This is a genomic window from Pseudomonas sp. A6 (assembly GCF_052367875.1).
Lineage (GTDB): Bacteria > Pseudomonadota > Gammaproteobacteria > Pseudomonadales > Pseudomonadaceae > Pseudomonas > Pseudomonas citronellolis.
The window spans coordinates 3759470-3784569 of record NZ_CP198970.1 but is presented as its reverse complement, the minus strand read 5'-3'; the positions used below and the strand labels follow the sequence as shown (position 1 = coordinate 3784569).

At 68.0% G+C, this 25100-nt stretch carries 18 protein-coding genes and 1 pseudogene; 5 read left to right on the top strand and 14 right to left on the bottom strand.

The features are described from left to right. Positions 1-21 precede the first annotated feature (21 nt). The 4 genes from ACTWJ5_RS16860 to pvdM are packed head-to-tail and all read right to left on the bottom strand — an operon-like array spanning position 22 to position 5250. Entirely contained in the window at positions 22-1680 is a 1659-nt protein-coding gene (locus ACTWJ5_RS16860; protein ID WP_444436131.1) for a cyclic peptide export ABC transporter, read from the bottom strand. Positions 1681-1720: 40 nt separating this feature from the next. Then, complete coding sequence (gene pvdO / locus ACTWJ5_RS16855; RefSeq protein WP_444436130.1) at positions 1721-2575, bottom strand: dihydropyoverdine dehydrogenase; 855 nt, start codon at positions 2573-2575, stop codon at positions 1721-1723. Positions 2576-2603: 28 nt separating this feature from the next. After that, positions 2604-3884 carry a pyoverdine-tailoring periplasmic protein PvdN gene (pvdN, locus tag ACTWJ5_RS16850; protein ID WP_444436129.1) on the bottom strand — a complete coding sequence of 427 codons (1281 nt, stop codon included), beginning with the start codon at positions 3882-3884 and terminating at the stop codon, positions 2604-2606. A gap of 19 nt (positions 3885-3903) precedes the next feature. After that, positions 3904-5250: a pyoverdine-tailoring dipeptidase-like protein PvdM gene (gene pvdM / locus ACTWJ5_RS16845; protein WP_444436127.1), complete on the bottom strand. Its 1347-nt coding sequence runs from the start codon at positions 5248-5250 to the stop codon at positions 3904-3906. A 172-nt stretch (positions 5251-5422) separates the two neighbouring features. Here pvdM and pvdP point away from each other — a divergent pair, with 172 nt between their 5' ends. Next, positions 5423-7051, top strand: a complete 1629-nt coding sequence (pvdP, locus tag ACTWJ5_RS16840; protein ID WP_444436125.1) for a pyoverdine maturation tyrosinase PvdP — start codon at positions 5423-5425, stop codon at positions 7049-7051. Between the two features lie 321 nt (positions 7052-7372). Here the strand turns inward: pvdP and ACTWJ5_RS16835 are convergent. The 10 genes and pseudogenes from ACTWJ5_RS16835 to ACTWJ5_RS16790 form a co-directional block, all read right to left on the bottom strand. Continuing rightward, a pseudogene (locus tag ACTWJ5_RS16835) lies at positions 7373-7552 on the bottom strand (hypothetical protein); the annotation flags it as partial. Continuing rightward, positions 7549-8484, bottom strand: coding sequence for a hypothetical protein (locus ACTWJ5_RS16830; protein ID WP_444436123.1), 936 nt, complete (start codon positions 8482-8484; stop codon positions 7549-7551). The pseudogene ACTWJ5_RS16835 and the gene ACTWJ5_RS16830, both read right to left, overlap by 4 nt. Continuing rightward, on the bottom strand, positions 8481-9428 hold the full coding sequence (locus ACTWJ5_RS16825; RefSeq protein WP_084302004.1) for a hypothetical protein: 948 nt from the start codon (positions 9426-9428) through the stop codon (positions 8481-8483). Before ACTWJ5_RS16825 ends, ACTWJ5_RS16830 begins: the two co-directional genes overlap by 4 nt. Then, positions 9425-10555, bottom strand: coding sequence for a toxin VasX (locus ACTWJ5_RS16820; protein WP_444436122.1), 1131 nt, complete (start codon positions 10553-10555; stop codon positions 9425-9427). The genes ACTWJ5_RS16825 and ACTWJ5_RS16820 overlap by 4 nt, the downstream gene beginning before the upstream one ends. Further along, a complete protein-coding gene (locus tag ACTWJ5_RS16815; protein ID WP_253411873.1) occupies positions 10552-11445 on the bottom strand; it encodes a DUF4123 domain-containing protein in 894 nt (297 codons plus the stop codon). Before ACTWJ5_RS16815 ends, ACTWJ5_RS16820 begins: the two co-directional genes overlap by 4 nt. Further along, positions 11442-13478: a type VI secretion system tip protein TssI/VgrG gene (tssI, locus tag ACTWJ5_RS16810; RefSeq protein ID WP_444436121.1), complete on the bottom strand. Its 2037-nt coding sequence runs from the start codon at positions 13476-13478 to the stop codon at positions 11442-11444. The genes ACTWJ5_RS16815 and tssI overlap by 4 nt, the downstream gene beginning before the upstream one ends. A 137-nt stretch (positions 13479-13615) precedes the next feature. Next, positions 13616-15028, bottom strand: a complete 1413-nt coding sequence (locus ACTWJ5_RS16805) for an efflux transporter outer membrane subunit (RefSeq protein ID WP_256511285.1) — start codon at positions 15026-15028, stop codon at positions 13616-13618. 11 nt (positions 15029-15039) lie between these two features. After that, positions 15040-17019 (bottom strand): MacB family efflux pump subunit, encoded by a 1980-nt coding sequence (locus ACTWJ5_RS16800; protein ID WP_253391346.1) that lies wholly within the window; start codon positions 17017-17019, stop codon positions 15040-15042. After that, complete coding sequence (locus ACTWJ5_RS16795; RefSeq protein WP_253391345.1) at positions 17020-18192, bottom strand: efflux RND transporter periplasmic adaptor subunit; 1173 nt, start codon at positions 18190-18192, stop codon at positions 17020-17022. 131 nt (positions 18193-18323) lie between these two features. Further along, positions 18324-19337: a FecR family protein gene (locus ACTWJ5_RS16790; RefSeq protein WP_116424563.1), complete on the bottom strand. Its 1014-nt coding sequence runs from the start codon at positions 19335-19337 to the stop codon at positions 18324-18326. Between the two features lie 284 nt (positions 19338-19621). Here ACTWJ5_RS16790 and pvdQ point away from each other — a divergent pair, with 284 nt between their 5' ends. The 4 genes from pvdQ (at position 19622) to ACTWJ5_RS16770 (ending at position 24884) form a co-directional block, all read left to right on the top strand. After that, positions 19622-21910: a bifunctional acylase PvdQ gene (pvdQ, locus tag ACTWJ5_RS16785; protein WP_444436119.1), complete on the top strand. Its 2289-nt coding sequence runs from the start codon at positions 19622-19624 to the stop codon at positions 21908-21910. Between the two features lie 127 nt (positions 21911-22037). Further along, positions 22038-22352, top strand: a complete 315-nt coding sequence (locus ACTWJ5_RS16780; RefSeq protein ID WP_253391343.1) for a transcriptional repressor — start codon at positions 22038-22040, stop codon at positions 22350-22352. A 159-nt stretch (positions 22353-22511) separates the two neighbouring features. Then, positions 22512-23834: a lysine N(6)-hydroxylase/L-ornithine N(5)-oxygenase family protein gene (locus tag ACTWJ5_RS16775; protein ID WP_249916659.1), complete on the top strand. Its 1323-nt coding sequence runs from the start codon at positions 22512-22514 to the stop codon at positions 23832-23834. Positions 23835-23891: 57 nt separating this feature from the next. Continuing rightward, positions 23892-24884 (top strand): GNAT family N-acetyltransferase, encoded by a 993-nt coding sequence (locus tag ACTWJ5_RS16770; protein ID WP_074983746.1) that lies wholly within the window; start codon positions 23892-23894, stop codon positions 24882-24884. The last annotated feature ends 216 nt before the right edge of the window (positions 24885-25100 follow it).

The following is a 25100-nucleotide window of genomic DNA, read 5'->3' as shown; positions in this document are numbered from 1 at the left end:
GGGCTCGCTATCGCAGGCAGGTCATTCGGTGGTCGCGGCGACGCGCTGGCTGGCCACGCGGCCATATTCCATGCGCACCAACTGGTCGGCGACATCGAAGTAACGGTCGTCGTGAGAGATGACAATGATGGTCTTGCCCAGCGCCTTCAGTTCCGGCAACAGCTCGGTGTAGAAGATTCGGCGGAACATCGGGTCCTGGTCCGCGGCCCATTCGTCGAACACCAGCACCGGGCGTTCCTCCAGCCAGGCGTTGAGCAGAGCCAGGCGCTTGCGTTGGCCGGTGGACAGGTCGGTGGTGCTGAAAGCGCCGTCGCGGATGCTCACCTTGTGTGCGATCTCCAGGCGCTCCAGGTAGCGCCCGGCGGCCTGCGCAGCCTGGGGGTCGGCCTGCAGCAGCTCGTCGAACAGGTAGTAGTCGGCGAAGATGGTGCTGAACAGCTGGCGGTAGTCATCGCGCTCGTGCGCCTCCACCGACCGGCCGTTGAGCACGATCTCGCCGTGCTGCGGCGCGTACAGGCCCAGCAGTAGCTTGATCAGGGTGGTCTTGCCGCCGCCGTTCTCGCCGACGATGAAGACGATGTCGCCCTCGCGAATCGACAGGTTCACCGGGCCCAGGGCGAACGGTGGCTGGCTGTCCACCGGCGGGAAGCCGTAGTACACGTCACGCAGCTCCAGGCTGTGTACCGCCTGCGGGCGCTGTTCGGCGTCGTTGAGCAGCAGGTGCGGCTCGGGCGAGGAGAACTGCTCGGCCAGGTCAGCGATGCGACGGAAGGCGATGTTCGCCCGGCTGATTACCGGCAGCGTGGCCACCAGGTACTCCAGCGGCCCCTTCATGTACAGCAGCACCAGCACGAAGCCGCTGAGCACCCCTGGTTCGGCCAGCGGCCAGAGGCTCTGCACGGCGAGCACCAGGCCGATAACCACGAAGAACAGCGTCGAGCCCAGCGCCTTGGCGACCACGAAGGTATTGATGGCGCGGATGTGGGTGTTGCAGATGTGGTCGGCGGTGTGCTCGATGCGCTGGCGGAACATGCGCTGGCGGCGCAGGCGGTGGATGCGCAGTTCCTTGGCGCCGCCGACGATGGCGTTATAGTGCCGCTGCAGTTCGTCCTCGGCATTGCGCGCGGTCTCGAAGCCTTCGATGCCGCGGGTCCGGGCCACGTACTGGATGGCCGTGCCCAGTGCGGTGGCCAGCACCGTCAGGGCGAACATCGGCAGCGACAGCCAGGCCAGGTAGCCCAGGCAGCCAAGGGTGACGGTGAAGGCGATCGCCAGCGGGGCGAAGCAGAAGGCGAAGTTGCTGGCCGTGTCGACGTCATGGGTGAGGATCGGGATCAGGCGGTGGCTGCGGAACCGCTCGATCTGCTCGATGGGCGCCAGCAGCACCTTCTCGCCGAGGGTCTTGCGCAGGCTGGCGATGACGTGCTGGCCGACATAGTTGGTGCCGATGTCCGAGGCGATGGAACTGCCCAGGGCCAGCAGGCACAGCGCGGCGAAGCCGGCCAGCATTCCCTGGCTGAGCCCGTCGCTGGCGTGCAGGGCATCGTTGATCAGCGCCAGCAGCAGGGTGATGGCCAGGCCGCCGAGCATGCCCAGGACGATGGCGGCGGTCATGAGGACGCGGAAGGGCCGCAGGCGGACGAGTAGTTCACGCAGGGCGCCGGGCTTGGGCTGGGTCATAGGGGTTCCCATTTCCTCGCTGTTTCGGTGGGACGGCGGTTCAGATTTCGCGGGCGACGCGGAAACCGATCCAGTCGCCGCGTACGTCCTTGTAGGCATTGTTGCGGTTGCCCGAGCGGGAGAAGATCGGCGCCTCGCCCCAGTCGTTGCCGCGGATCTGCACCAGCTTGCAGTCGCTGTCGATCCAGGCGCTGCCGTCGCTGGGGGCGCCGTCGTAGTTGTCGTGCCAGCAGTCGGCGACCCATTCGTAGACGTTGCCGTGCATGTCGTACACGCCGAAGGCGTTGGGCGGGAAGCTGCCCGCCGGCGAGGTGAAGTTGTAGCCGTCCGAGGCGCCGTAGGTGTTGGCGTGCTTGGCGATGCTGTAGTCCTTGCCTTCGTCGAAGGGGAACGGGAAGGGCCCGGCGCTGCCGGCGCGGGCGGCATATTCGCGTTCGGCTTCGCTGATCATCCGGTAATGCTGGCCGGTCTTCTTCGACAGCCAGGCCGCGTAGCGCTTCACGTCCTCGTAGTCGACGCACACCGCCGGCTGGCGCGGGCCCTGCTGGTAGCGCGGCTTGCCGGCGATGCATTCGCGGCCGGGGCGGGTGTCGCCGTTGGCCAGGCGCACGCCTGTGGCCTTCAGGTAGGCGTCCAGCTCGGCGGCGGTGACCTGGTAGCGGCTGATGGCGAAGGGCCGGGCGAAGGTCACGGTGTGCAGCGGGCCTTCGTCCGGCTGGCGGCCCACCTCGTCGTCCGGGGTGCCCATGGTGAAGCTGCCGGCGGGCAGCACCACCATCTCGGGGCAGTCCTTGCAGTCCTTGAACACGGCGCCCGGCTTGTGCGCCTCGGCGGCGAAAGCGGTGGGGGCGGCCAGGAGCAGGGTGGCCAGGGCCAGGGGCGGTAATGCGTGCATGGCGGTTCTCGTGAAGTGGGGAAGCGGGTCAGGCGAGCTGCGGGGCGAGGATGGCCATCACCCGGTCGATCTGCGCCTCGTCGTTGAGCAGGCTGGGCGCCAGGCGTACCACCGGGCCGACGTCGCGGTCCACGGCGTCGCTGATCACCTTGTGCGCCATCAGGTGCCGGGCCACGGCGTCGCAGTCGCGGCCGTCGACGCGGAAGAAGGTGAAGCCGGAGGAGAGTTCCGGACTGGTCGGCGTGACCAGGCGCACTTTCGTGTGCTCGGCCAGGCGCTGCTTGAGGTAGCCGTTGAGCTGGTGGATGCGCGCCTGGACGTCGGCCTTGCCCAGCTGCAGGTGCAGCTCGAAGGCCTTGCCCAATGCCAGGCGGTGTTCGAAGGCGTGGTAGCCGCCGGGGGTCATCAGGGTGCCGAAGTTGTCGGCGCGGGTGAAGGTGGGGATGCTCGGCACCAGGTGCTCCTGCAACTGCTCCTCGCGGGCGATGATGACGCCGGTGCCGCGCGGGCCGAACAGCCACTTGTGGGTGCCGGCGATGAAGTAGTCGCAGCCGAAGTCGGCGAAGTTCGCGTCCTCCACGCCGAAGCCGTGCACGCCGTCGACCACGTAGATGATCCGCTCGGCGGCGTCGCGGTTGCGGTTGGCCTCGGCCACCAGTTGGCCGATCTGCCGCACCGGCAGCTTCACGCCGCTGCCCGACTGCACCCAGGTCATGCCCAGCACCCGGGTTTCGGGGCGGATGTTGCGGCGGATATTGGCGAGGATTTCGTCGGCCGAGGCCCGGTGCGGGTCCTTGAACAGGGGAATCTTGCGCACCTGGGTGCCCATGCGCTGCTGGCGGTATTCCAGGGTGGTGTAGGTGGAATAGTGCTCGTGGCTGGAGGTGAGGATTTCCTTGCCCGGCGCCACCAGCAGGCCGCCGTAGATGGCGGCGAGGCCGTCGGTGGTGCTGCCGGTGAGGGCCACCTGCGCCGGGTTGACGCCGAAGTAGCGGCCGGCCCAGGCGCGCGTCTCGTCCTCGTATTTCCAGACCTCTTCGCGGTCCCAGTCCACCGCCTCGCCGGGGTTGGCGTTGAAGCGCGCGCGCAGCGCATCTATGGCCTGCTGCACCGGGCGCGGGTGCGAGGTCAGCAGGAAGTTGGCGAAGTGCAGGTAGTCCGGGGCAAGGTCGAATTGCCGGCGCAGGGCCTGCCACTTGTCCGCGCCGGCCGGCGCGGCGGCGGCCAGGGCCAGGTCGGAGGTCTGCAGCAGCGGCAGGCTGGCGGCGAGCAACCCGGCCTGCTTGAGGAAGGTACGGCGATCGTTCATGGAATGTCCTTGGCGCGGTTCAACGGGTGGCGACGGGCGGCTTGGCGCGCTTCTGCACCTCGCCCCATGCGCGCAGGAAGTTGCCGCCCCAGAGCTTGGCGATGTCGGCATCGGAGTAGCCGCGGGTGATCAGCTCGGCGGTGACGTTGCGGATTTCGCTCTCGTCCTTCCAGCCGTCCAGGCCGCCGCCGTCGTTGAAGTCGGAGCTGATGCCGACGTGGTCGATGCCGACCTTCTTCACCGTGTAGTCGATGGCGTTGACGAAGTCCGCCAGGCCGGCCTTGGGTTCTTCTTCGAGGATGCCGTAGAGGCTGCTGGCGTATTCGCCGAACTTCTTCTCCGGCCAGATGGCGATCACCGGGTCGCCGGGCATCAGGGCGAAATCCAGGCCGGCCAGCGGCGGCAGGTCGAAGCGCGCGCGCAGGGCGTCGAGCTTCTCCAGGGTGGGCTTGCTCAGCGGGCGCAGATAGGCCGGGAAGCCGACCACCTGGATGACCCCGCCGCTGTCCTTGATCAGTTGCATCTCGTGGTCGCTGAGGTTGCGGCGGATGTCCACCAGGGCGCGCGGCGCCGAATGCGAGGCGACGATGGGCGCGCGGCTGAGGGCGGCGACCTGCTCCAGGGCCTTGGTCGACATCTGCGAGACGTCGATGATCACCCCCAGGTCGTTGAGCCGTTGCACCGCCTGCTTGCCCAGGGGCGAGAGGCCGCCGAGGGCGTCGGCGGAATCGTTGAAGAAGGGCAGCGGGCGGGAGGAGTCGGACCAGCTGTTGTTGCCCACGTAGTTGAAGCCGAACATGCGCATGCCGCGGGCCGCCCACAGGTCCAGCTGGGACAGGTCGTCGCCCAGCGGGTAGGCGTTGAGCATGCTCATGACGATGGCGAACTTGCCTTCCATGGCCAGGCGGCGGAAGTCCTCCGGCGTGTAGGCGATGCCCACCCGCTCGGGGAAGTCGCGGACCATGCCGGTGAGAATCCTGTAGCGGATCTCCTGCTGGTGCCGCGCCTCGTCGACGAAGCCCGGCGTGGGCTTGTGCGGGGCGTCGGGGCCGCTCCACATCTCCGGCCAGCCGAAGATCGCCAGGGCCGCGCCGGACAGGCGGCCGCGCCCGGCCTTGACCAGGTCCAGCTGCGAGGGGCCGTCGCGGTCGGCCTCGTGGCCTTCGGTGCCGAAGTCCAGGGGTATGGTCACCCGGCTGTCGAGGGACAGGATGCGCTCGTGCAGCGCCTCGGCGTGGGCCATCACCTCGTGTGGGTAGGGTTGGGCGCGGACCAGCAGCAGCCAGGCCGCGGCGCCCGCCACGAGGGCCAGTACGAGCAGGGGCAGGGTGAGCCAGAGGATCTTTTTCGTGCGGGTGCTAGTCATTGCCGTCCCAGTCAGCGTTGGAGTCGGATGGCAGCCCGGGGCAGGGCATCGCCTGTGGGGGAGGACGAGGCGTGCGGGCGGAAATTTAGCGCCGGCGCACCGCTAAATTTGCCGCCGGGCCGACCGTTCTAGCCTCGGTACAGCCTGCTTGGCGACGGACACAGGACGGACGATGACGGTTTCTCGACGCGGTTTCATGGCGGCCCTGGCAGTGACGGGGGCGGCGGCGTTGCCGACGGCGGCTTACTTCGGCTACCGCGAACTGCAACGCCGCGAGCTGGACGCGCGGGAGCCGGAGACGCCCGGCGAAGCCAGCCTGGAAACCAGCGCCGGCGCCGAGCTGCGCCTGGCCGACCGCCTGCGCGGCATCTGGGATCTGCGCCTGCTTGACCCTGGGCTCGGCCTGCCGGGCCTGCCCGCCGAAGGCCTGCAACTGGTCCTCGACTGCGGCCCCCGCGGGCGCGGGCTGATCGGCTGGCTGGATACCCCGGAGCGCCTGCGCGGCACGGAACCGCCGCGCTACCGGGTGCTCGGCGACCTGGTCGGCGCCAGCTCGGCGAACATCCGCTGGCGCCTGCTGGGCGAAGGCAACACGCCCAGTCACGAATGCAGCGCCGTGTTCGACGAGGTGTGGGACAACTTCGCGAATGCCGGCGACGGCACCCTCAGCGGCCGCCTGCAGCGCCTGGACCGCGACCTGGCCCTGCCGCAGCAGGACTGCCGCTTCGTCGCCAGGAAGCAGCCCTTTCCCCTGGCCCGCGAGCGCCTGCCGCTCAACGAGGCGCTGCTGGCCTGGCTGGTGTCGCCGCAGCACCGCCTGTTCCACCAGCTCTGGCACGCCTCGCGGGACAAGTGGCACCACCTCGACGAGGCCCAGCGCAACGCCCTGCGCGGCGTGGGCTGGCAACCCGGGCCGCTGGACGCCGAGCGCGACGCGCGCGGCCGGCACAAGGACCGCAACGCCTCGGGCATCGATTTCCTCTTCATGCACCGCCGCATGCTGGCCAAGGCCCGCTCGCTGCAGGACCTGCCGTCCTGGCAGCGCCTGCCGCCGCCGGCGGTGCCGCTGGAATACGACCGCGCCGGCTTCATCCGCTACTTCGAGAACGCCGACGGCTGCTCGGTGCCGCCGGCCTGGGTGGCGGTGGACGATGACGAATACAGCCAGTGGCTGCACGGCCTGAAGAGCGCCGATGCCTACCACGGCAACTTCCAGGTCTGGGAATCGCAGTACCAGGACCCGGCCTACCTGGCGAAGCTCACCCTGGGCCAGTTCGGCTCGGAGCTGGAGCTGGGCATGCACGACTGGCTGCACATGCGCTGGGCCAGCGTGACGCGCGACCCGTCCAACGGCGCGCCGCTGATGACCGACCGCAACTACGCCGACTTCGCGCCGCGCTGGTTCCTGCGCGAGAACGACTTCCTCGGCGACCCCTTCTCCTCCCATGTGAACCCGGTGTTCTGGTGCTTCCACGGCTGGATCGACGACCGCATCGAGGACTGGTTCCGCGCCCACGAGCGCTTCCACCCGGGCGAGGTGCGCCGCGCCGAGGTGCTGGGCATGCCCTGGTTCGCCCGCGGCCGCTGGGTGGAGATCGACGACCCCTGGCTGGGCCCGTCCACCCACGGCTGCGGCCTCTCCGACCTGCAGGCGAGCAGCAGCGACGTGGCCCTGGACGTGGAGACCATGAAACTGGCGCTGCGCGTCATCCTCACCGAGGACGACGAGCGCAAGGGCTGGCTCAAGCGCGCGCCGCGGCGGCCGTGGTACGCGCGCAACCTGAAGCTGGCGGAGCGCTGAGCGGGGCGGAAAGCGCTGGCGCGCCAGGGTGGCGCGTTTCAGACATCCAACCCCGCTCTCGCTCCAGATCGATCAATCGGGTAGTGGGGCCGTCGGTGCGCAGCCGCTCGCGGACCCGTTCGGGCCATTGGCGGCGATGTCGTAGGTGAACTTCTGGATGGCGAACATGGGAGCAAGAAGAATGCTGCCCACTATGCCTGCAACATCGTTGCACCCAAGATAGTTACGGCCTTTGTTGGCCTTGTAGCTTTCGACGAGCAGTGCCCAAAAGGCGCCTATGGGCTGACGAGTCCGTACTTATCAAATCTCGTATCAACGCATCACTATCATTACCGCTGAGCCAATGCTGTACTCGCCAATATCAAGAAACACCTCGTTCTTGCGCCAGATGGTATTGAGCACATCTTTTGGAGGCTGCCCGGTGGGAATGGCCGGTGGCGCCAGGTAGTCCTCGCGGGAGAACAGGCCCTTCTTCTGGCTGCCGGCAGGGGGAAGCTTCATATCGCAATCTCTCGCGCCAGTTCTGCCTCACGTTGGTGAATGGCTTCGTCCCACTCGGGGGAACGCTTGGCCCATTGTTCGGGCGGTAGGGGTTTGGACCATTCGACGATATTGGGATCAGTCAGGTCGGGAGGGGGTGAGAGTTTCTTTCGCTCGATCAGGTCGATCAGCAAGGTGTTGAACACGATCAACCCGCAGAAGCCTTCCCATAGCAACGCCCGCAGCCAGCCCTTGGTTTTCCCCGCTTCGATAACATCATCGATATAGCTGGCCAGGATTCCTTTCTTCCTGTTCAGGCGCCAAAGGTTGTCGGGGACAGCTTCCGGCCCGACTTCCATATAACTGCGCATGCATTCCCACAGGCGCATCGCCGTAGTACCGCCACCACAACTGAACCCCATGCTGCAGTCCCGTTCGCCTTCCTTCGCATTCGGGGCCGGGGTCTTGAACCCCACCACCAGCATGCCTTGGGTCGTCTTGCCATGGCGGCCCACCGAGTCCATGGCAATGGCCTGTGCCACCACGGTTTCCCAAGGCACTATCCAGTAACTGCCGTCTTTTTGCGGTACGCAGACTTCGCGGCGTTGGCGGTTGAAGCGGGTGGGAAGTGATACAGGCTTGGCCAGACTGTAGAGGAGCATCAACAGAGGAATACCAATAACGAAAGAGAACAATATGCTGAACATCGAGAAGAGTTCGCCGTTATCTCGTACATTGATGAGTAACCAGATGGCTATTAGTAGCTGCGGCCATAGCATTATTACAAACGAGCCAATGCTGTACTGGCCGATATCGAGAAATACCTCGTTCTTGCGCCAGATGGTATTAAGCACATCCCTTGGGGGCTGGCCGGTGGGAATGGCCGGTGGCGCCAGGTAGTCCTCGCGGGAGAACAGGCCCTTCTTCTGGCTGCCGGCGGGGGGAAGCGTCATGTCGCAACCTCTCCCGCCAACTCAGCCTCACGTTGGCGAATGGCTTCGTCCCACTCAGGGGAACGCTTGGCCCATTGTTCGGGTGGCAGGGGGTTGGACCATTCGACTATGGCGGGGGCGGTCAGGTCGGGAGGGGGGATCAGCTTTCGCTCCTGTAGATAAAAACCTAGCGGAGCGCCTAGAAAGAAGGTGAAGAAAACGTCCTTGAGCGCGGACTTGACGTTTCCCCTCAATAGGGAACGAATGGCATCGCCCATGATGCTCAAGAACCAACCCAGCAGACTTCTACCGGTTTTCTCTCCTTCGAAATGGCATTTAGGCACCGCCTCGGGACCGATCTCCATATAACTGCGAATACACTCCCACAGGCACATCGCCGTAGTACCGCCACCACAACTGAATCCCATACTGCAATCCCGTTCGCCTTCCTTCGCATTCGGGTCCGGGTTCTTGAAGCCCACCACCAGCATGCCTTGGGTGGTCTTGCCATGGCGTCCCACCGAGTCCATGGCAATGGCCTGCGCCACCACGCTTTCCCAGGACACTATCCAGTAACTACCGTCTTTCTGTGGTACGCAGACTTCGCGGCGTTGGCGGTTAAAACGGGTGGGAGGAGGAGGTGATTGAATCAATGCATAAAGCAATATGAGAATAGGAAAAGCAACAAAGCAGAAGAAACCAAACCAATAGAGCACTTGTATTTCCTGTGACTCATCCAGAGATGGCATGTCGTTGATCAGGAAAAATAACAATATTAAAGGCCAAACTATCATCACAAACGAACCAATGCTGTACTGGCCGATATCGAGAAACACCTCGTTCTTGCGCCAGATGGTATTAAGTACATCCCTTGGGGGCTGCCCGGTGGGAATGGCCGGTGGCGCCAGGTAGTCCTCGCGGGAGAGGAAGCCCTTCTTCTGGCTGCCGGCGGGGGGAAGCGTCATCGAGACTCCTTGGGATGCAGGTGGTTCTCGCCGGTCAGGCGGTAGGTTTGTGCACGATCCAGTTCCGGGGTGGGTTCGCTGGGGCGTAGGACAATCGGTGCAATTTCCGCCGTCAGGACATAGGCCACGCCCTGTCTTCCGCCGATGGTCGTGATGCCGGCCAGATCCACCAGTGGGTTGCGGTAGCGCAGGCGTAGCGAGAGACGCACCTGGGCCTGGCGGAAGGTGCCGCTCAGGCGCAGGCCCTGGCCTTGATCCGACGGTATCCAGGTGCATTGGCTGCGCTCCAGCCAGAGATCGCCAATATCCAGGCTCGGTAGGTCGTTGCTGCGGAGCATGCGGAAGTGGTCGGGTACGGGACTGCCGATCAGGCCCAGGTCCAGTTCGACACTGGACGGTTCGGCACCCGGCAGGTCGATGGTCAGGCGCTGGATGGCTTCCAGGCTGACGGTGTCGCCCAGGGAGCCGGGCACCCGCTGGGACTTGCTGTCCACGCTGACGCGTGGCTGGTAAAGCAGTATCAGCAACTGGTCGAACTCCCGTTGCTGCTGCTCAGCGGGAATGGGATCGGTATTGCCGGCGCGAGCCTTGGACCAGCAACAGTTGGCCAGATACTGCTGCAGTGGTGTGGATTGCCGCCACCAGGCGTACAGGTACACACCTCCCAATGCGAGCAGCAGCAGATTGATCGGCCCCATGCCCAGGCGGATGCTGGCCTCCGCCAGTTGGGCGCAGGCGTCTGCGCCGAGGGGGATTTCGCTGTACAGGAGCCAGGCATCGTGGCGCTTGTCCAGGGCGAAGCCGGCCTGGCTGCCGTGCAGCAGGACGCTCTCGTCGGCCGTCAGCGGCTGCGCCTGCAGCAACCCGTCGGCGGCCACGGCATAGCGTTGCAGCGGCCCCTGCGCATGCCAGAGGTAGAGGAAGCCACCGCGCAGGCGGCGCAGGGCCATGGGGTGGCTGCTGGCACGCACGGCCGGTTGCAGGCTGGCGTGGCGGGCGGGGTGCTCGGCCAGGGCGTAGCGCGCCGGGACGACGTACAGCTCGTTCTGGCGCGCTGGACAACTGGCTATCGGGTTGCGGGCGTCGTCATGGCTCATGCCGTGCAGGCGGTTGGGGTTGCTGATCATGAAGCGCTCCTTGCTTGCAGGACGATGGCGTAGGCGAGGTCCGCGGCAGCCTCCAGGCGCCGGGATGGCGTTTGGCTGGACGTCGTGTCGAGCAGTGCGGCTATCTCCGGGTAGTCCTGCAGCGCTTGCTCGCCCAGCAGACCGAAGAGGTTGGCATAGCGGGCAATGTCGACTTCGCTATATAGGCCTCTGGCGTGGGCCTGCTCGGCCAACCCGCGCAAATGGGCGCAGCGCGCCGACCTGTCGCAGTCCGCGGCGTAGTGCGGGAAGGCCTGCCGCAGGTGCGCATCCAGTTGTTCCACGACACGTTGCCAGCGCACTTCGCCCAGGCGTTCCAGTTCTTCGTCGTCAAGTCGGTACGGGCCGTCCTGTCGAGCCGGCACAGGCCCCGCGGGGCGACGGTGACATAGCCAGGAGCGGGTTTCGCCATCGAAGGCGAGGATGGTTTCGAATGGGCCGAACAGGCAGGCATCGCCATTGGCCACGGCCCGCCCCAGCAGCGCATTGGCTACCGCCGGATCGGCCAGGCGCAGGAGCATTTCCTCGCCCTGGGGATGGCGTACGTTGAGCAGCCAGCGCAGATGGGCGAGCCGTTCATGCCAGGGGGCCAGGCCGAACAGCAGGTAGCCCCAATCCCCCTGGCCCTGAGCCAGAAAGGCGTCGAGCAACGCATCGTCCGGCCCGTTCAGCTGGACGAGGCAGGGGGAGATATCGACCAGCTCGTCCCATCGCGTCTGGGCGTAGAGGAGCTGGAAGGTCGTGGTCCCGCTCCATTGCCGCAGCCATTGGGGGAGCTCTGCGAGGCTGGCGCCATCCAGCAGCAGGCTGGCCCCTTCGGCCCATGGCAGGCCGACTGGCAGCGGCGGCAGGTAGCGAACCTCGGCGTTCATGCTTGCGCTCCCGCTGCCTGGGCGCAGATGGCGCACACCGGCAACTTGCGCAGCAGGGCCTGGCGCTGCGCGGCGATCAGCAAGGCTCCGGGCTTGTCCTGGTCCGCCTGTTGCAACGGCCCGGGCAGCAGGGGCGCGGCCGGCGTGCCGACACCGGGACTGCCGCCGCTGTTGAGCATCACCTCGGCACCGCTGAGGGTGACGCCGCCGGGGTCGAGCTTGACGAAGCTGCCGCCGGCCTTGAGCGTCAGTTCCTGGCCCGCGTCGATCGCCACCTTCTCGCCGGCGTAGTAGTGGATTTCGTTGCCGGCCTCGATGAACTGGCCACTGCCGAGCTTCACGTGCTGATCATTGCCCACCGAGAGGTGGTCGTCGGCGCGCACCTCGACCTTGCGGTCGCCATGGGTGGTGCGGTGCTCCTCGGCCTTGAACTCGCTGTAGGCGTTGGCTTCCACGGTTTCGTGGCGTTCGTGGCCGACGCGGATCTTCTGGTCGCGCTCGATGTTCTCGTCCCAGTCGCGCTGGGCATGCAGGTAGATCTGTTCCTGGCCCTTGCGGTCCTCGATGCGCAGCTCGTTGTAGCCACCGCCGCCGGGGCTGGAGAGTGTCTTGAACAGGCTGCGGGTCTTGTTCGCCGGCAGCTCGTAGGCCGGCAGGTGCTCGGCGTGGTACAGGCAGCCGCTGATCAGCGGCTGGTCCGGATCACCCTCGAGGAAGGTCACCAGCACTTCCATGCCGATGCGCGGGATGGCGATGGCGCCGTACTGCTTGCCAGCCCAACTGGAGGCCACGCGCAGCCAGCAACTGGTCTTGTCGTCGGCCGCACCGATGCGGTCCCAGTGGAACTGCACCTTGACCCTGCCGTAGCGGTCACAATGGATTTCCTCGCCCTTCGGCCCCGTCACCACGGCGGTCTGGCTGCCCAGCACGCGCGGCTTGGGATGCGCCAGCGGCGGGCGGTAGGGCACGTCCCAGGGCGTGGCGAGGAAACGGTTGCGGTAGCCCTGGTGGAAGTCGTCCTTGCCGTCGCGGGCGTCTCTGGTGACCGACTCTTCCAGCACCTGCGGCTGCTTGCCTTCGTGCAACACTTCGGTGAGCAACCAGAGGTCGTTCCACTCGCCGCGCGGGTGCTCGCGCAGGGGCAGGAAATGGCCGCTGCGCAGGCTCGGCTGATCGCTGCGGCCCTCGGCCTGGCGGTAGTCGGCGCGGTGCCTTTCCAGGCTGCGTTGGCTCAGCAGCTTGCCGCGTTCGCGGTCGGTGAAGCGGCCGGGGTAATCGTAGTCTTCGAGGTCCGGGCGACTGTCGCTGCGCGCCGTGCTTTCCAGTTGCAGCCTGGGCTTCTCGAAGTCGTAGTCGCGGCGGCTGACGCGGGCGGTACGGGTATCCAGACGCTGACCGAAGCGCTTGATCACCGGCAGGTCGGCGACCAGGCCGGAGTCCTGCTGGTAGGCCACCGGCGCCAGCTTGGGGAAAGCCGTCTGGTCGTCGCCGAACACCAGCAGGTGCCCGTCGGGGCCGTGCTCGAAGTGGTAGTGGAGGCCTTCCTCTTCGCACAGGCGCTGGACGAAGTGCAGGTCACTCTCATCGTACTGGGTGCAGTAGTCGCGCGGCGGGTAGACGGTGGGGCCGAGCTGGAAGCGCTGGGCGTCGGCGAGGATGCCGTGCTCCTCCAGCACCCGGGCGATGATCTGCGGCACCGTCAGCTGCTGGAAAATGCGCTGGTTATGTCGATGCGCGAGGTAGGCCAAACGTGGCACCAGGCTCACTTGGTAGCGGGTCAGGCGCTTGCTGGATTCGCCCTGGGCCACCCGGTGCAACTGGCCATGGATGCCGTGGCCCTGCCCCAGGTCCAGGTAGGCGCCCTTGTGCAGCAGGCTTTCCAGGTCCAGGTCGGGACGTTCGCTGACCAGCTCGATATCGAAGCGGTAGGGTTGGTTCAGGGCTTCGCGGCCGTGGAATTCGAGGACTTGCAGGTCGCTGTCGAGGCCGTCGATATTCAGGCTGAAATGGGGCTGGTTGGCGGGGGAGAACATGGCTGGCTTCCTTTCCAAGGGAAGCCGCTATCACAGCAGGTCCGCACTAGGCAGGCCTGTAGGGGGTATCCGTCAACGGAGGATGAATCGGCTGAAGAAGGCAGGAGTGCCAGTGCCTGGGTGTGAAGAGCGCGGCGTCAGGGTCGCCGGGCGAGGCTGCCGCTCTCTTCCCAGCCGCCCCCCAGGGCCTTGAACAACCCCACCGCCGCCTGCAGGCGCGCCAGGCGCAGCTGCACCGCGGCGTCCTGCGCCTGGTAGAGGGTGCGCTGGGTGTCCAGCACCGTGAGCAGGGTTTCCGCGCCGGCCTGGTAGCGGCTGTCGGAGAGTTCGAAGGCGCGCTGCGCCTGTTCCAGTTCCTGCTGCTGCCAGTGCAGCTGGCGGTCGATGCCGTCGATGCCGTTCAGCGAGCGCTCGGTGTCGGCGAAGGCGCCGAGGATGGCCTTGCGGTAGTTCTCCAGCAGCTCGCGTTGCAGCGCCAGGCGGCGGTCGCGCTCGGCGCCCAGGCGGCCGTGGTTGAAGATGGGCGCGAGCAGGTTGGCGCCCAGGTCGTAGTAGGAGGTGCGCAGCAGGTCGGAGGCGTGGTTGGCGCCGGAGGACAGGTTGGCCGTCAGCGTCAGGCTGGGCAGCATCGCGGCGCGGGCCACCTGCACGTCGGCCTGGGCCGCCGCCAGTTGCGCTTCGGCGCGGGCGATGTCCGGGCGGCGGGTGAGCAGTTCGCTGGGCAGGCCGGCGCCGATCCGTGGCCAGTGCACGCTGTCGAACGGCTGGCCGCCCAGTTTCAGGGCCGGCAGCGGTTCGCCGATCAGGGTGGCCAGGGTGACCTGGGCATCTCGTTCCTGTTGCAGCAGCAGCGGCAACTGGCGCTGCTGGGCGGCCACCAGGCCGCTCTGCTGGGCCACCTCCAGCTCGGTGGCGGAGCCGGCCTCGCGGCGGCTGCGCACCAGGCCCAGGACTTGCTCGGCGTTCTCCAGGTTGAGCCGGGCGATGCGCTGCTGTTCGCGCAGCGCGAGCACCTGCAGGTAGGCGTCGGCGACCCCTGCCACCAATGTCAGTTCCACGGTGGCGCGGTCGTACTCGCTAGCCTTGAGGCTTTGCAGCGCGCTGCGGTAGGCGGCACGGCGGCCGCCCCAGAAGTCCACTTCGTAGCTGGCGCTGAGGCCGGCGCTGAAGGTGTCCACCGCTTCGTCGTCCTCGCTGGCGTCGATGCCGCTGTAGCCGGTGCCGTGCAGCAGCTTCTCGCGGGTGACGCCCAGTTGCGCGTTGACTTCCGGCAGCAGCGGTGCGCCGGCGATCACCGCGCTGGCGCGGGCCTGGTCGACGCGGGCGATGGCCGCGGCCAGGTCCTGGCTGTTGTCCAGGGCGCGCTGGATCAGGCCGTCCAGCTCGCCGGCGCCGAAGCGCGTCCACCAGCGCTGCAGCTCGCCGCGGCGGGTGTCGCCGGCGCCGTACTGCCAGGCGGGCGGGGTGGCGATGCCGCTGTCGAGGGGTTGCGGGGCGCCGGCGCAGGCGCCCAGCAGCAGGCAGGCGGGCAGTAGGCTCAGGGCTTTCATTCGGGGGTCCGTCATTGGCTGGCCAGGGCGGCCACCGGGTCGAGGCGGGCGGCCTTGCGCGCCGGCATGAAGCCGAACACCAGGCCGGTGGCCAGGGCGCAGGCGAAGGCGCCGAGGATGGCTGCTGGGGAGAACGCCACCGCCACCTTGCCCAGCAGCAACGCGCCGCCGATGCCCAGGGCGATGCCGACGCCGGCCAGGCCGCCGACCACCGAGAGCAGCGTGGCCTCGGTGAGGAACTGGCGCAGGATATCGCTCTGCCGCGCGCCGGTGGCCATGCGGATGCCGATCTCGCGGGTGCGTTCGCGCACGGTCATCAGCATCACGTTCATCACCCCGATGCCGCCCACCAGCAGGGAGATGGCGGCGATGGAGCCGAGCATCAGCGACAGGGTGTTCTGGGTGTGCGCCTCGGCCTGGATCAGCGCGGCGTTGTTGGTCAGCTCATAGTCGCGCTGGCCGCGGTGCAGGCGCTGCATCAGGCGGTCGATGGCCTTTTCCGTCTCGTGCACGCGGCGCGCGTCGGCGGCGGCGATGATCACGTATTCCGGGTTGCGCGTGCCGAACAGGCGGATGCTGGCGGCGGAGTAGGGCACGGCGATGCGGTTGTCGGCGTCCTGGTCGCCGGAGCTGGAGCCCTTGGCCTGCAGCACGCCGACCACCTGGAAGGGCACGTTCTCGATGAGGATGTAGCGGCCGATCGGGCTGGCGGCGCCGAACAGCTTCTCGCGCACCTTGGCGCCGATCACCGCGACCGTGGCGGCGTTGGCTTCGTCGCGTTCGGTGAAGTAGCTGCCCTCGCTCACCGGCCAGTTGAGGATGGCCGGGAAGTCGGTGTTGTTGCCGCCGACGTAGGCGTGGTAGTCGAGGCTGCCGTGGCGCACCACCAGTTCGCCGCCGTTCACCGGCATGGCCATCTTCACCTGGGGCAGGGTGGCGATGGCCGCGACGTCGTCCAGGCTGACGACGCCCATGGGCGTGCGCGGGTTGGGCGAGTAGCCGCTGAGGTAGATGATGTTGGAGCCGAAGGCGCCCATCTGCGCCATCACCTGGCGCTTGCTGCCTTCGCCGACGGCGAGCATCACCACCACCGAGGCCACGCCGATGACGATGCCCAGCAGGGTGAGGGCGGTGCGGAAGCGGTTCAGCCACATCACCCGCCAGGCCGCGCGGATGGCTTCCAGCAGTTCGGCGCGCCAGGCCCCGGCGGGCTCGGCGCTGCCTTGCTGCAGGCGCTCGCGCAGCTCCTCGGCGCGCAGGCCGGGGGTGGCCGGTTGCGACGGCGCGCCATTGGCGCTGTCGCTGACGATCTCGCCGTCGAGCACCTCGATGACGCGCTTGGCGCGGGCGGCGACGTCGCGGTCGTGGGTGATCAGGATCACTACGTGGCCCAGGGCGGCCAGCTCGTCGAGCAGCGCCATGACCTCGGCGCCGCTGTGGCTGTCGAGGGCGCCGGTGGGTTCGTCGGCGAGGATGATGTGGCCGCCGTTCATCAGGGCGCGGGCGATGGACACGCGCTGCTGCTGGCCGCCGGAAAGCTGCTGCGGGCGGTTGCCGGTGCGCTCGCCCAGGCCCAGGCGCTCCAGCAGCTGGCGGGCGCGGCCGTGGCGCTGCAGGGCCGGGGTACCGGCGTAGATGGCCGGCATCTCGACGTTTTCCTGGGCCGAGGCCGAGGGGATCAGGTGGTAGCCCTGGAACACGAAGCCGAAGGCCTCGCGGCGCAGCCAGGCCTGCTCGTCGCTGTCCAGCTCGGCGACGTCGCGCCCGGCGAACAGGTAGCGGCCGCTGCTGGGGCGGTCGAGGCAGCCGAGGATGTTCATCAGCGTCGACTTGCCGGAGCCGGAGGCGCCGACGATGGCGACGAACTCGCCGGGGTGGATGCTCAGGGAGATGCCACGCAGCACCTCGACCTCGGGGCTGCCGTTGCCGCCGTAGCGCTTGCGTACGTCGCGCAGTTCGATCAGCGGGATGTCCTGGAGGGGTTCGCTCATTCAGCCCTCGCCATTGTCCGGGGCGGCCATCAGCAGGCGCTCGCCTTCCTGCAGGCCGGACAGCACCTGGACGTGCAGGCGGTCGCTGATGCCGGTCTCGACCTTGCGGCTCTCCGGCTTGCCGTTGCGCCCCACCACCCAGACGTGGCGGCCGCCCTGGCCGTCTTCATGCAACGCGGCCACGGGCGCGGTGAGGGTACCCTGGGCGGTGGCGGCGACGAAGAACACCTGGGCGGTCATTTCCGCCATCAACTGGTGGTCGCTGTTGTCCACGTCCACCAGCACCGTGTACAGCACCACCCGGCCGCTGCCGCTGGAACCGCTGCCGGAGCCGCTGCCGGTGCTTTCCTGGTTGTTCGGGTCCAGCGGCTTGGGCGGCACCGGGAGGATCTGCCGCACCGTGCCGTTCCAGCGCCGCTGCTCGCCGGCGAGGGTGGTGAAGTAGGCCGGCATGCCCGGCTTGACGCGGCCGATGTCGGCCTCGGAGACCTGGGCCCAGACGGTCATCGGCGAGAGTTTGGCGATGCGCAGGATCAGCGGCGTCTGCTGCTGGGCGTTGAGCGTCTGGCCCTCGCGGGCGTCCACCGCCACCACGGTGCCGGACATGGGCGCGTAGATGCGCGTGTAGCCCAGCTCGGCCTCGTCGCTGCGCAGGGTAGCCTTGGCCTGGTGGATCTGCGCCTGGTACATGTCTATCCGCGCCTGGGTCGCCTGCACCTGCGCGTAGGCGGTCTGCACGTCTTCCTCGCGGGTGGCGCTGGCGGCGGCCAGGCGCTGCTGGCGCTGGTATTGCTGGCGCGCCAGCAGGTGCTGGGCGCGCTGCTCGGCCAGCTGCGCCTTGAGCACTTCGATGGAGTAGCGGCCGGCGTCGACCCGCGCCTGTTGGGTGGAGGGGTCTATCTCCACCAGCAACTGGCCTTCCTTGACCTCGTCGCCGGGTTCCACGTGCAGTTTGAGTATCTGCCCCGACGCCTGGGCGCCGACGTCCACGTAGCGCCGTGGCTGCAGGGTGCCGAGGGCGGTGACGCTGCTTTCGATGTCACCACGGGCGACCGGGGCGGTGATCAGGTCATCGCCGCCGAAAGGGTGGGTCTGCCAGGCTGCGACGGCGAGCAGGGAGGTGAGAAGGGCTGCGATCAGCAGCGTGCGACCAGTACGACGGGGGCGTTTCATTCGGGGTTCCGGCCAGGGCTTGGAAGGCATGCCGCCGCGGGATCGCGGCCAGGCATGCGCTTTCGGGAAGACGGATGATGCCCAAGGAAATTTAGCGCCGACAGGGCTCGCGGAGCTTTATTCGCGCGCTGTTACAACTGCGCGTAGCGGCTGCTGATGCGGATGCTGCCGTTGTCCAGGCGCTGTAGCTCGACCGGCAGCACCCGGGGCAGGGCATTGACCAGTTCCTGCAGGTTGCGCGTGCGGTAGGTGCCGCCGATGCGCAGGTTGGCCACCGTCTGGTCGGCCAGCACCAGCGGGGCGTCCAGATAGCGGTTGATCAGCGGCAGGGCGGCGCCCAGCGACAGGTCGTCGAGCACCAGGCGGCCGTCGCGCCAGGCCAGGACCTGGGCGGGGTCGGCGCTGGCCACCAGGGGCTGGAGCATGCCGGCGCGGTAGCTGGCCTGCATGCCGGGGGTCAGGCTGCTGTCGTTGCCGTCCTTCTCGCTGCGCACCCGCACCGAGCCTTCGGTGACGGTCACGGTGACCTGGTCCTGGTACTTCCACACGTCGAAGCGCGTGCCGGTAACGGTGATGCTGCCCTTGGCGGCGCGCACCACGAAGGGGTGGCTGGCGTCGTGGCTGACGTGGAAATAGGCCTCGCCGTGGTCCAGCACCACTCGGCGCACGTCGCGGAAATTGGCATAGGACAGGCGGGTATTGAGGTTCAGCTCGACCTCGCTGCCGTCGGGCAGCACCACTTTGCGCAGGGTAGCGTCGGCCTGGTAGCGGTGGTAGCTGTCCGGCACCCAGCCCTGCAGCCAGCCCAGGTAGCCGGCGGCCGGCAGTACCAGCAGGGCGAGGGCGGCGGCGCGCAGTTGCTTGCGCCAGGAACGCCGGCGGCGCCCGGCCTGCGCGGGCGGGCGCGGCAGCGGCGGACGGCGGCCGGTAGTGCGCGGGGTGGGGCGGGCTTCCAGCAGGTGCGCGCTGAGCTTCCAGATCTTTTCCACTTCGGCGTACTTGGCGGCATGCCGGGGATCGCTTTCCAGCCATTGCTGGAACTCCGCTCGCTCGGCGTCGCTGCAGTCCGGCTCGTGCAGACGCATGCACCAGTGCGCGGCGGCTTGCGCCACGGGATCGCTCGAAGGGGAAGGGGGGGTAGTCATGAAGGGGCCGGTTGAACCTTGCCGCGCCTGGATCCGGCGCCGCCATGGCGGAGGGATGATGGGCGCAATTATAGGAGAGCTCGCATCCTACGGAAAGCCGCGGCCGGGCGCCAGCCACCCCGATCCAGCCTTGCCCGGGCGCATACGGCGGGCGCCGGTAAAGTTTCCCGGGCGCGCTTCGTTCCCTGAATGCCGGCGTTCTGGGCGGAGCATTCATGCCGCCGAAGGCCGCGACTTCCCGTCGTCCTGCGCCATCCGCGGCGCGCTCGTACAGAGATGAATCGATGCAAAAGCGCACCCTCGTGGCCGGCCTCGCCGGCGCCTTGCTCGGCCTGCTGCCCCAGGCCCACGCCGACAGCGCCCGCCCGGCCGCCCTGGCCGCCGACATCCGCTGGACCGCCTACGGCGTACCGCACATCCGCGCCACCGACGAAGGCGGCCTGGGCTTCGGCGTCGGCTACGCCTACGCCCGCGACAACGCCTGCCTGCTGGCCGACGAGATCGTCACCGCCCGCGGCGAGCGCTCGCGCTATTTCGGCGCCGAGGGCGAATCCTCGGCGCAGGTCGGCAACCTCGCCTCGGACGTCTTCTTCACCTGGCTCAACCGTCCGGAATCGGTGGAGGCCTTCCGCAAGGCCCAGTCCGCGGAAGTGACGCAACTGCTGGAAGGCTACGCGGCGGGCTTCAACCGCTTCCTGCGGGAGGCCAGCACCGACACCACCAGTTGCCTGGGCCAGCCCTGGCTGAAGCCGATCGACAGCAGCGACCTGGTGCGCCTGACCCGTCGCCTGCTGGTGGAGGGCGGCGTCGGCCAGTTCGCCCAGGCCGTGGTGGCCGCGGCGCCGCCGGGCGCTGCCAGTGCAGCCCTGACCGGCGCGGAGGGCTTCCGCCTGGCCGAGCAGCGCCGCGAGCGCTTCCGCCTGGAACGCGGCAGCAACGCCATCGCCGTCGGCTCGGAGCGCTCGGCCAGCGGCCACGCCCTGTTGCTGGCCAACCCGCATTTCCCCTGGCAGGGCGCCATGCGCTTCTACCAGCTGCACCTGAGCATCCCCGGCAAGCTGGACGTCATGGGCGCGGCGCTGCCCGGGCTGCCGATGGTGAACATCGGCTTCAACCGGCACCTGGCCTGGACGCACACGGTGGACACCTCCAGCCACTTCACCCTCTACCGCCTGGAACTGGACCCGCAGAACCCGCTGCACTACCGCCTGGACGGACGCTGGCAGCCGCTGGAGAAGCTCGTGGTGAAGGTCCAGGTGCGCGGCGCCGACGGCCAGTTGCAGACGGTCGAGCACAACGTCTACGAGTCGGTCTACGGCCCGGTGCTGGTCTGGCCCGGCAAGCTCGACTGGAGCGCCGGCGAAGCCTATGCCCTGCGTGACGCCAACCTGGGCAACACGCGGGTGCTGCAGCAGTGGTACTCGATCAACCAGGCGCGCGACGTGGCGGACCTGCGCCAGCGCGTGGAATCCCTGCAGGGCATCCCCTGGGTCAATACCCTGGCCGCCGACGAGCACGGCGACGTGCTCTACCTGAACCAGTCCGTGGTGCCCAACCTGACCCCGGGGCAGCTGCAGGCCTGCGCCATTCCCGCTCTGATGGCCGAGGGCCTGCCGGCGCTGCAGGGCAACCTCGGCCGCTGCGGCTGGAGCCGCGACCCCGGCGCGGCGCAGCCCGGCATCCAGCCGGCCACGCAGTTGCCGGCGCTGGTGCGCCGCGACTTCGTGCAGAACTCCAACGACAGCGCCTGGATGACCAACCCGGCGGCGCCGCTGGAAGGCTTCTCGCCGCTGGCCAGCCGCCAGGACCAGCCGCTGGGCCTGCGCGCCCGCTTCGCGCTGCAGGCCCTGCTGGGCAAGGGCGCTATCGATGAACCGCTGCTGCAGCGGCTGGTCACCGGCAACCACGTCTACGCCGCCGACCTGGTGCTGCCCGACCTGCTGCAACTGTGCCGCCAAGCGCAGGACGCCGCGCTATCGTCCGCTTGTGGCAGCCTCGCCAAATGGGACCGCAGCGCCAACCTCGACGCCGGCCCGGGCTTCGTCTACTTCCAGCGCTTCATGACCCACTTCGACGGTCTGGAGGGCGCCTGGAAGGTGCCCTTCGACCCCGTGCGCCCGCTACAGACGCCCAGCGGCATCGCCCTGGACAAGCCGCAGGTGGCGAAACAGGTGCGCGAGGCACTGCTGGCCGCGACGAAAGAGGTGCATGAACTGGGGCTCGACCAGCGCCAACGCTGGGGCGAAGTGCAGGTCAGCAGCACAGCCAAGCCGCCGATCCCGATCCCCGGCGGCGACGGCCACCTGGGCATCTACAACGCCATGCAGAGCGTGCCCCACGGCGACCATCTGGAGGTGGTGAGCGGCAGCAGCTACATCCAGCTGGTCAGCTTCACCGCCGAGGGCCCGCAGGCCAAGGGGTTGCTGGCGTTCTCCCAGGCCAGCGAGCCGCGCTCGCCGCACCACGCCGACCAGACCCGGCTGTTCTCGCGCCAGGCCTGGTCGCCACTGCCCTTCACCGAGGCGCAGATCGACGCGGACCCCACACTCCGGGTGGTGCGCCTGGCGCAATGAAAGGAGGCGGACTCCCATGATTTCCAACGAGTTTCAGGCACCTGCGGAACGGATTCGACCATGCAAGAGGAGGGCGGCGCACCCTGACCACTGGCTGCGCCCGGCCCAGGGGGACAAGGAGAAGCCAATGACCCAATCCAGAGCCAGCGAGCCCGCGCGGCGGATTCTGGCCCATGCCGGCCTGCGCACCAGCCTGCCGCGGCTGGTGGTGTTGAGCGCCTTTCACGAGCAGGACGCCTACACGGTGGAAGAGCTCTACCAGCGCCTGCGCGAACCGACCAACTCCATCACCCAGGCCTGCGTGCAGAGCACCCTGCGCAGCCTGGGGCGCAGCGGCGTGCTGGTGCGCGATGCGCAGCGCCGCTACCGCCTGGCGCCCTCGTTCTCGTTCTCGTTCTCGATGGCGCTGGACGAAGAGGGCGAGGCGCGCCGTCTGCAGTGATGCGTCGCTAGAGATTCCTACAGAAAACGCTAATAGGACGCATTCTAAATTTCCGCAAAGCGGTCTCGTCTTTCAGAAACAAGGCGCCGATGCGGCGTCCCCATGGGCCGGCGGACCGCCACCGCGCCTCCTGGCAAACGGGCTAAGGATATTGGCAGCATGAACCAGATGATCACCCCCACCTACGACGTTCTCGGCATCGGTTTCGGGCCTTCCAACCTGGCGCTGGCGATCGCGCTGCAGGAGCAGGCGCAACGCGAGGGCCTCGACTACCATGCGCTGTTCCTCGACAAGCAGGGCGACTACCGCTGGCACGGCAACACCCTGGTGGCGCAGAGCGAACTGCAGATCTCCTTCCTCAAGGACCTGGTGAGCCTGCGCAACCCCACCAGCCCCTACAGCTTCGTCAACTACCTGCACAGCCAGGGGCGCCTGGCGGACTTCATCAACCTCGGCACCTTCTACCCGTGCCGCATGGAGTTCAACGACTACCTGCGCTGGGTCGCCCGGCACTTCGCCGAGCAGGCCCGCTACGGCGAGGAGGTGCAGCACGTGGAGCCGGTCGCCGGCGCCCACGGCATCGACCTGCTCAAGGTGGTCTCGCGTGACGCCGAAGGCCACGAGAACTACCGCCTGGCACGCTCCATCGTCCTCAGCACCGGCGGCACGCCGCGCATCCCGCAAGCCTTCGCCAGCCTGCGCGGCGATGCGCGGGTGTTCCACCATGCGCGCTACCTGGAGCGCATGGCCGAGCAGCCCTGCGTGCGCCACGAGCCGATGCGCATCGCCGTGGTCGGCGGCGGGCAGAGCGCCGCCGAGGCCTTCATCGACCTCAACGACAGCTACCCCTCGGTACAGGTCGACATGATCCTGCGCGCCGCCGTGCTCAAGCCGGCTGACGATAGCCCCTTCGTCAACGAAATCTTCGCGCCCGACTACACCGACCTGGTGTTCCAGGAGCCGGAAAGCGAGCGCGAGAAGCTGATCGCCGAATATCACAACACCAACTACTCGGTGGTGGACCTCGACCTGATCGAGCGCATCTACGCCATCTTCTACCGCCAGAAGGTCTCCGGGCAGGCCCGCCACGGCTTCCTCTGCCGCCGCCACGTCGAAGGCGTGCGCGCCGACGCCGCCGGCGTGCACCTGAGCCTGCGCGACAGCGCCACCGGCGAGGTGGAACAGAAGCAGTACGACGCGGTGATACTGGCCACCGGCTACGAGCGCAACTCGCACCGCGAACTGCTGGCGCCGCTGCAGGCGCACCTGGGCGACTTCCGCGTCGACCGCGACTACCGCCTGCAGACCGACGCGCAACTGCGCGCGCCCATCTACTTGCAGGGCTTCAGCCAGGCCAGCCACGGCCTCAGCGACACCCTGCTGTCGGTCCTGCCGGCCCGCGCCGAGGAGATTTCCACGTCGCTGTTCCGGCACCTGCAGGCGCAGCCGGCAGCTCGCACAGTCGCCGCCGAGACCGCCTGAGCCCATGGGCCCGTTGCCGCCCCCATCGGGGCGGCGCCTCCAAGCGAGAGTATCCGCATGTCCAGTCCGCTTCCCGAATCCATCCTGCCACTACCCGACGGCCGCCAATTGAGTGCCGAGACGCAGGGGCGACGCCTGACGCTGTCCCTCGATGGCGCGGGGCTGCTTGCCCTGGAAAGCGATGGCCATACCTGGCAGCTGCTGTCCGAGGTGTCACCCTTCGCGCTCTGGGCCTTCGCCTACTGGTGCTTCGCCCATGACGAACAGCGCCAGGTAATCCTCCTGCAAGGCGCCGGCTGCCCGGCGCAGGCCTACGCCGAAGGGCTGCTCAGCCGCACCGGCGACGGCCTGGCGCAAGTGGAGCGCAGCGCCTTCTGGCAACTGCCGCAGCCCTGGTTGCGCCAGCCCCTTGAGGTGGCGTTCCCCCAGGTGTTCCGCATGGACGCCGGCAAGCGCCACCCGCTGCGCCCGCCCAAGCCTGAAGGCGAGGTCTACCGGCGCTTCGATGCCCGCCTGGGAAGCTGGATATCCCTGCGCACCCTGGATATCGACGCCGACCTGGAACGCTTCAACCGCTGGCAGAATCACCCGCGCGTGCTGGAGTTCTGGCAGGAGGGCGGCAGCCTCGCGCAGCACCGGGCCTACCTGGAAAAGCTCGCGCTCGCCCCTCACGCGCTGACGCTGATCGGCTGCTTCGACGACCAGCCCTTCGCTTATTTCGAGGCCTACTGGGCCAAGGAAGACCGCATCGCACCGTTCTACGCAGCGGACGACTATGACCGCGGCATCCACATGCTGGTGGGCGAAGACAGCCAGCGCGGCCCGCACAAGGTACAGAGCTGGCTGGATGCCCTGGTCCACTACCTGCTGCTGGACGAACCGCGCACCCAGCGCATCGTTGCCGAGCCCCGCGCGGACAACGCGCGCATGATCGGCCACATGCAGCGCCTGGGCTTCTGGCGGGAAAAGGAATTCGACTTCCCGCACAAGCGCGCGGCGCTGATGGTGCAGAGCCGGGAAAGCTTCTTCGAGCGCTGCGCGCTGCGCTGACCGCCTCAGCCCCGGGGGCGCTCCAGGCGGGGCCTGCTTTTCTACGGGGCTACGGGTTTACGACGGTGTTGAGGCAGAGGTTAAAGAGCGCCCTCTCCCCAGCCCTCTCCCCAGCCCTCTCCCGCAAGCGGGAGAGGGGACCATTCGTGCCACCGGGGTGTCCGGCGGGGGCGTTGAATCCAATCGCGGACAAAGTCCGCTCCTACGCCCTCCGGC

What these genes read in the sequence shown, in the direction of transcription:
- ACTWJ5_RS16860 (WP_444436131.1), bottom strand. Translation starts at nt 1,680, where the DNA reads ATGACCCAGCCCAAGCCCGGCGCCCTGCGTGAACTACTCGTCCGCCTG.
- pvdO (WP_444436130.1), bottom strand. Translation starts at nt 2,575, where the DNA reads ATGCACGCATTACCGCCCCTGGCCCTGGCCACCCTGCTCCTGGCCGCC.
- pvdN (WP_444436129.1), bottom strand. Translation starts at nt 3,884, where the DNA reads ATGAACGATCGCCGTACCTTCCTCAAGCAGGCCGGGTTGCTCGCCGCC.
- pvdM (WP_444436127.1), bottom strand. Translation starts at nt 5,250, where the DNA reads ATGACTAGCACCCGCACGAAAAAGATCCTCTGGCTCACCCTGCCCCTG.
- pvdP (WP_444436125.1), top strand. Translation starts at nt 5,423, where the DNA reads ATGACGGTTTCTCGACGCGGTTTCATGGCGGCCCTGGCAGTGACGGGG.
- ACTWJ5_RS16830 (WP_444436123.1), bottom strand. Translation starts at nt 8,484, where the DNA reads ATGACGCTTCCCCCCGCCGGCAGCCAGAAGAAGGGCCTGTTCTCCCGC.
- ACTWJ5_RS16825 (WP_084302004.1), bottom strand. Translation starts at nt 9,428, where the DNA reads ATGACGCTTCCCCCCGCCGGCAGCCAGAAGAAGGGCTTCCTCTCCCGC.
- ACTWJ5_RS16820 (WP_444436122.1), bottom strand. Translation starts at nt 10,555, where the DNA reads ATGATCAGCAACCCCAACCGCCTGCACGGCATGAGCCATGACGACGCC.
- ACTWJ5_RS16815 (WP_253411873.1), bottom strand. Translation starts at nt 11,445, where the DNA reads ATGAACGCCGAGGTTCGCTACCTGCCGCCGCTGCCAGTCGGCCTGCCA.
- tssI (WP_444436121.1), bottom strand. Translation starts at nt 13,478, where the DNA reads ATGTTCTCCCCCGCCAACCAGCCCCATTTCAGCCTGAATATCGACGGC.
- ACTWJ5_RS16805 (WP_256511285.1), bottom strand. Translation starts at nt 15,028, where the DNA reads ATGAAAGCCCTGAGCCTACTGCCCGCCTGCCTGCTGCTGGGCGCCTGC.
- ACTWJ5_RS16800 (WP_253391346.1), bottom strand. Translation starts at nt 17,019, where the DNA reads ATGAGCGAACCCCTCCAGGACATCCCGCTGATCGAACTGCGCGACGTA.
- ACTWJ5_RS16795 (WP_253391345.1), bottom strand. Translation starts at nt 18,192, where the DNA reads ATGAAACGCCCCCGTCGTACTGGTCGCACGCTGCTGATCGCAGCCCTT.
- ACTWJ5_RS16790 (WP_116424563.1), bottom strand. Translation starts at nt 19,337, where the DNA reads ATGACTACCCCCCCTTCCCCTTCGAGCGATCCCGTGGCGCAAGCCGCC.
- pvdQ (WP_444436119.1), top strand. Translation starts at nt 19,622, where the DNA reads ATGCAAAAGCGCACCCTCGTGGCCGGCCTCGCCGGCGCCTTGCTCGGC.
- ACTWJ5_RS16780 (WP_253391343.1), top strand. Translation starts at nt 22,038, where the DNA reads ATGACCCAATCCAGAGCCAGCGAGCCCGCGCGGCGGATTCTGGCCCAT.
- ACTWJ5_RS16775 (WP_249916659.1), top strand. Translation starts at nt 22,512, where the DNA reads ATGAACCAGATGATCACCCCCACCTACGACGTTCTCGGCATCGGTTTC.
- ACTWJ5_RS16770 (WP_074983746.1), top strand. Translation starts at nt 23,892, where the DNA reads ATGTCCAGTCCGCTTCCCGAATCCATCCTGCCACTACCCGACGGCCGC.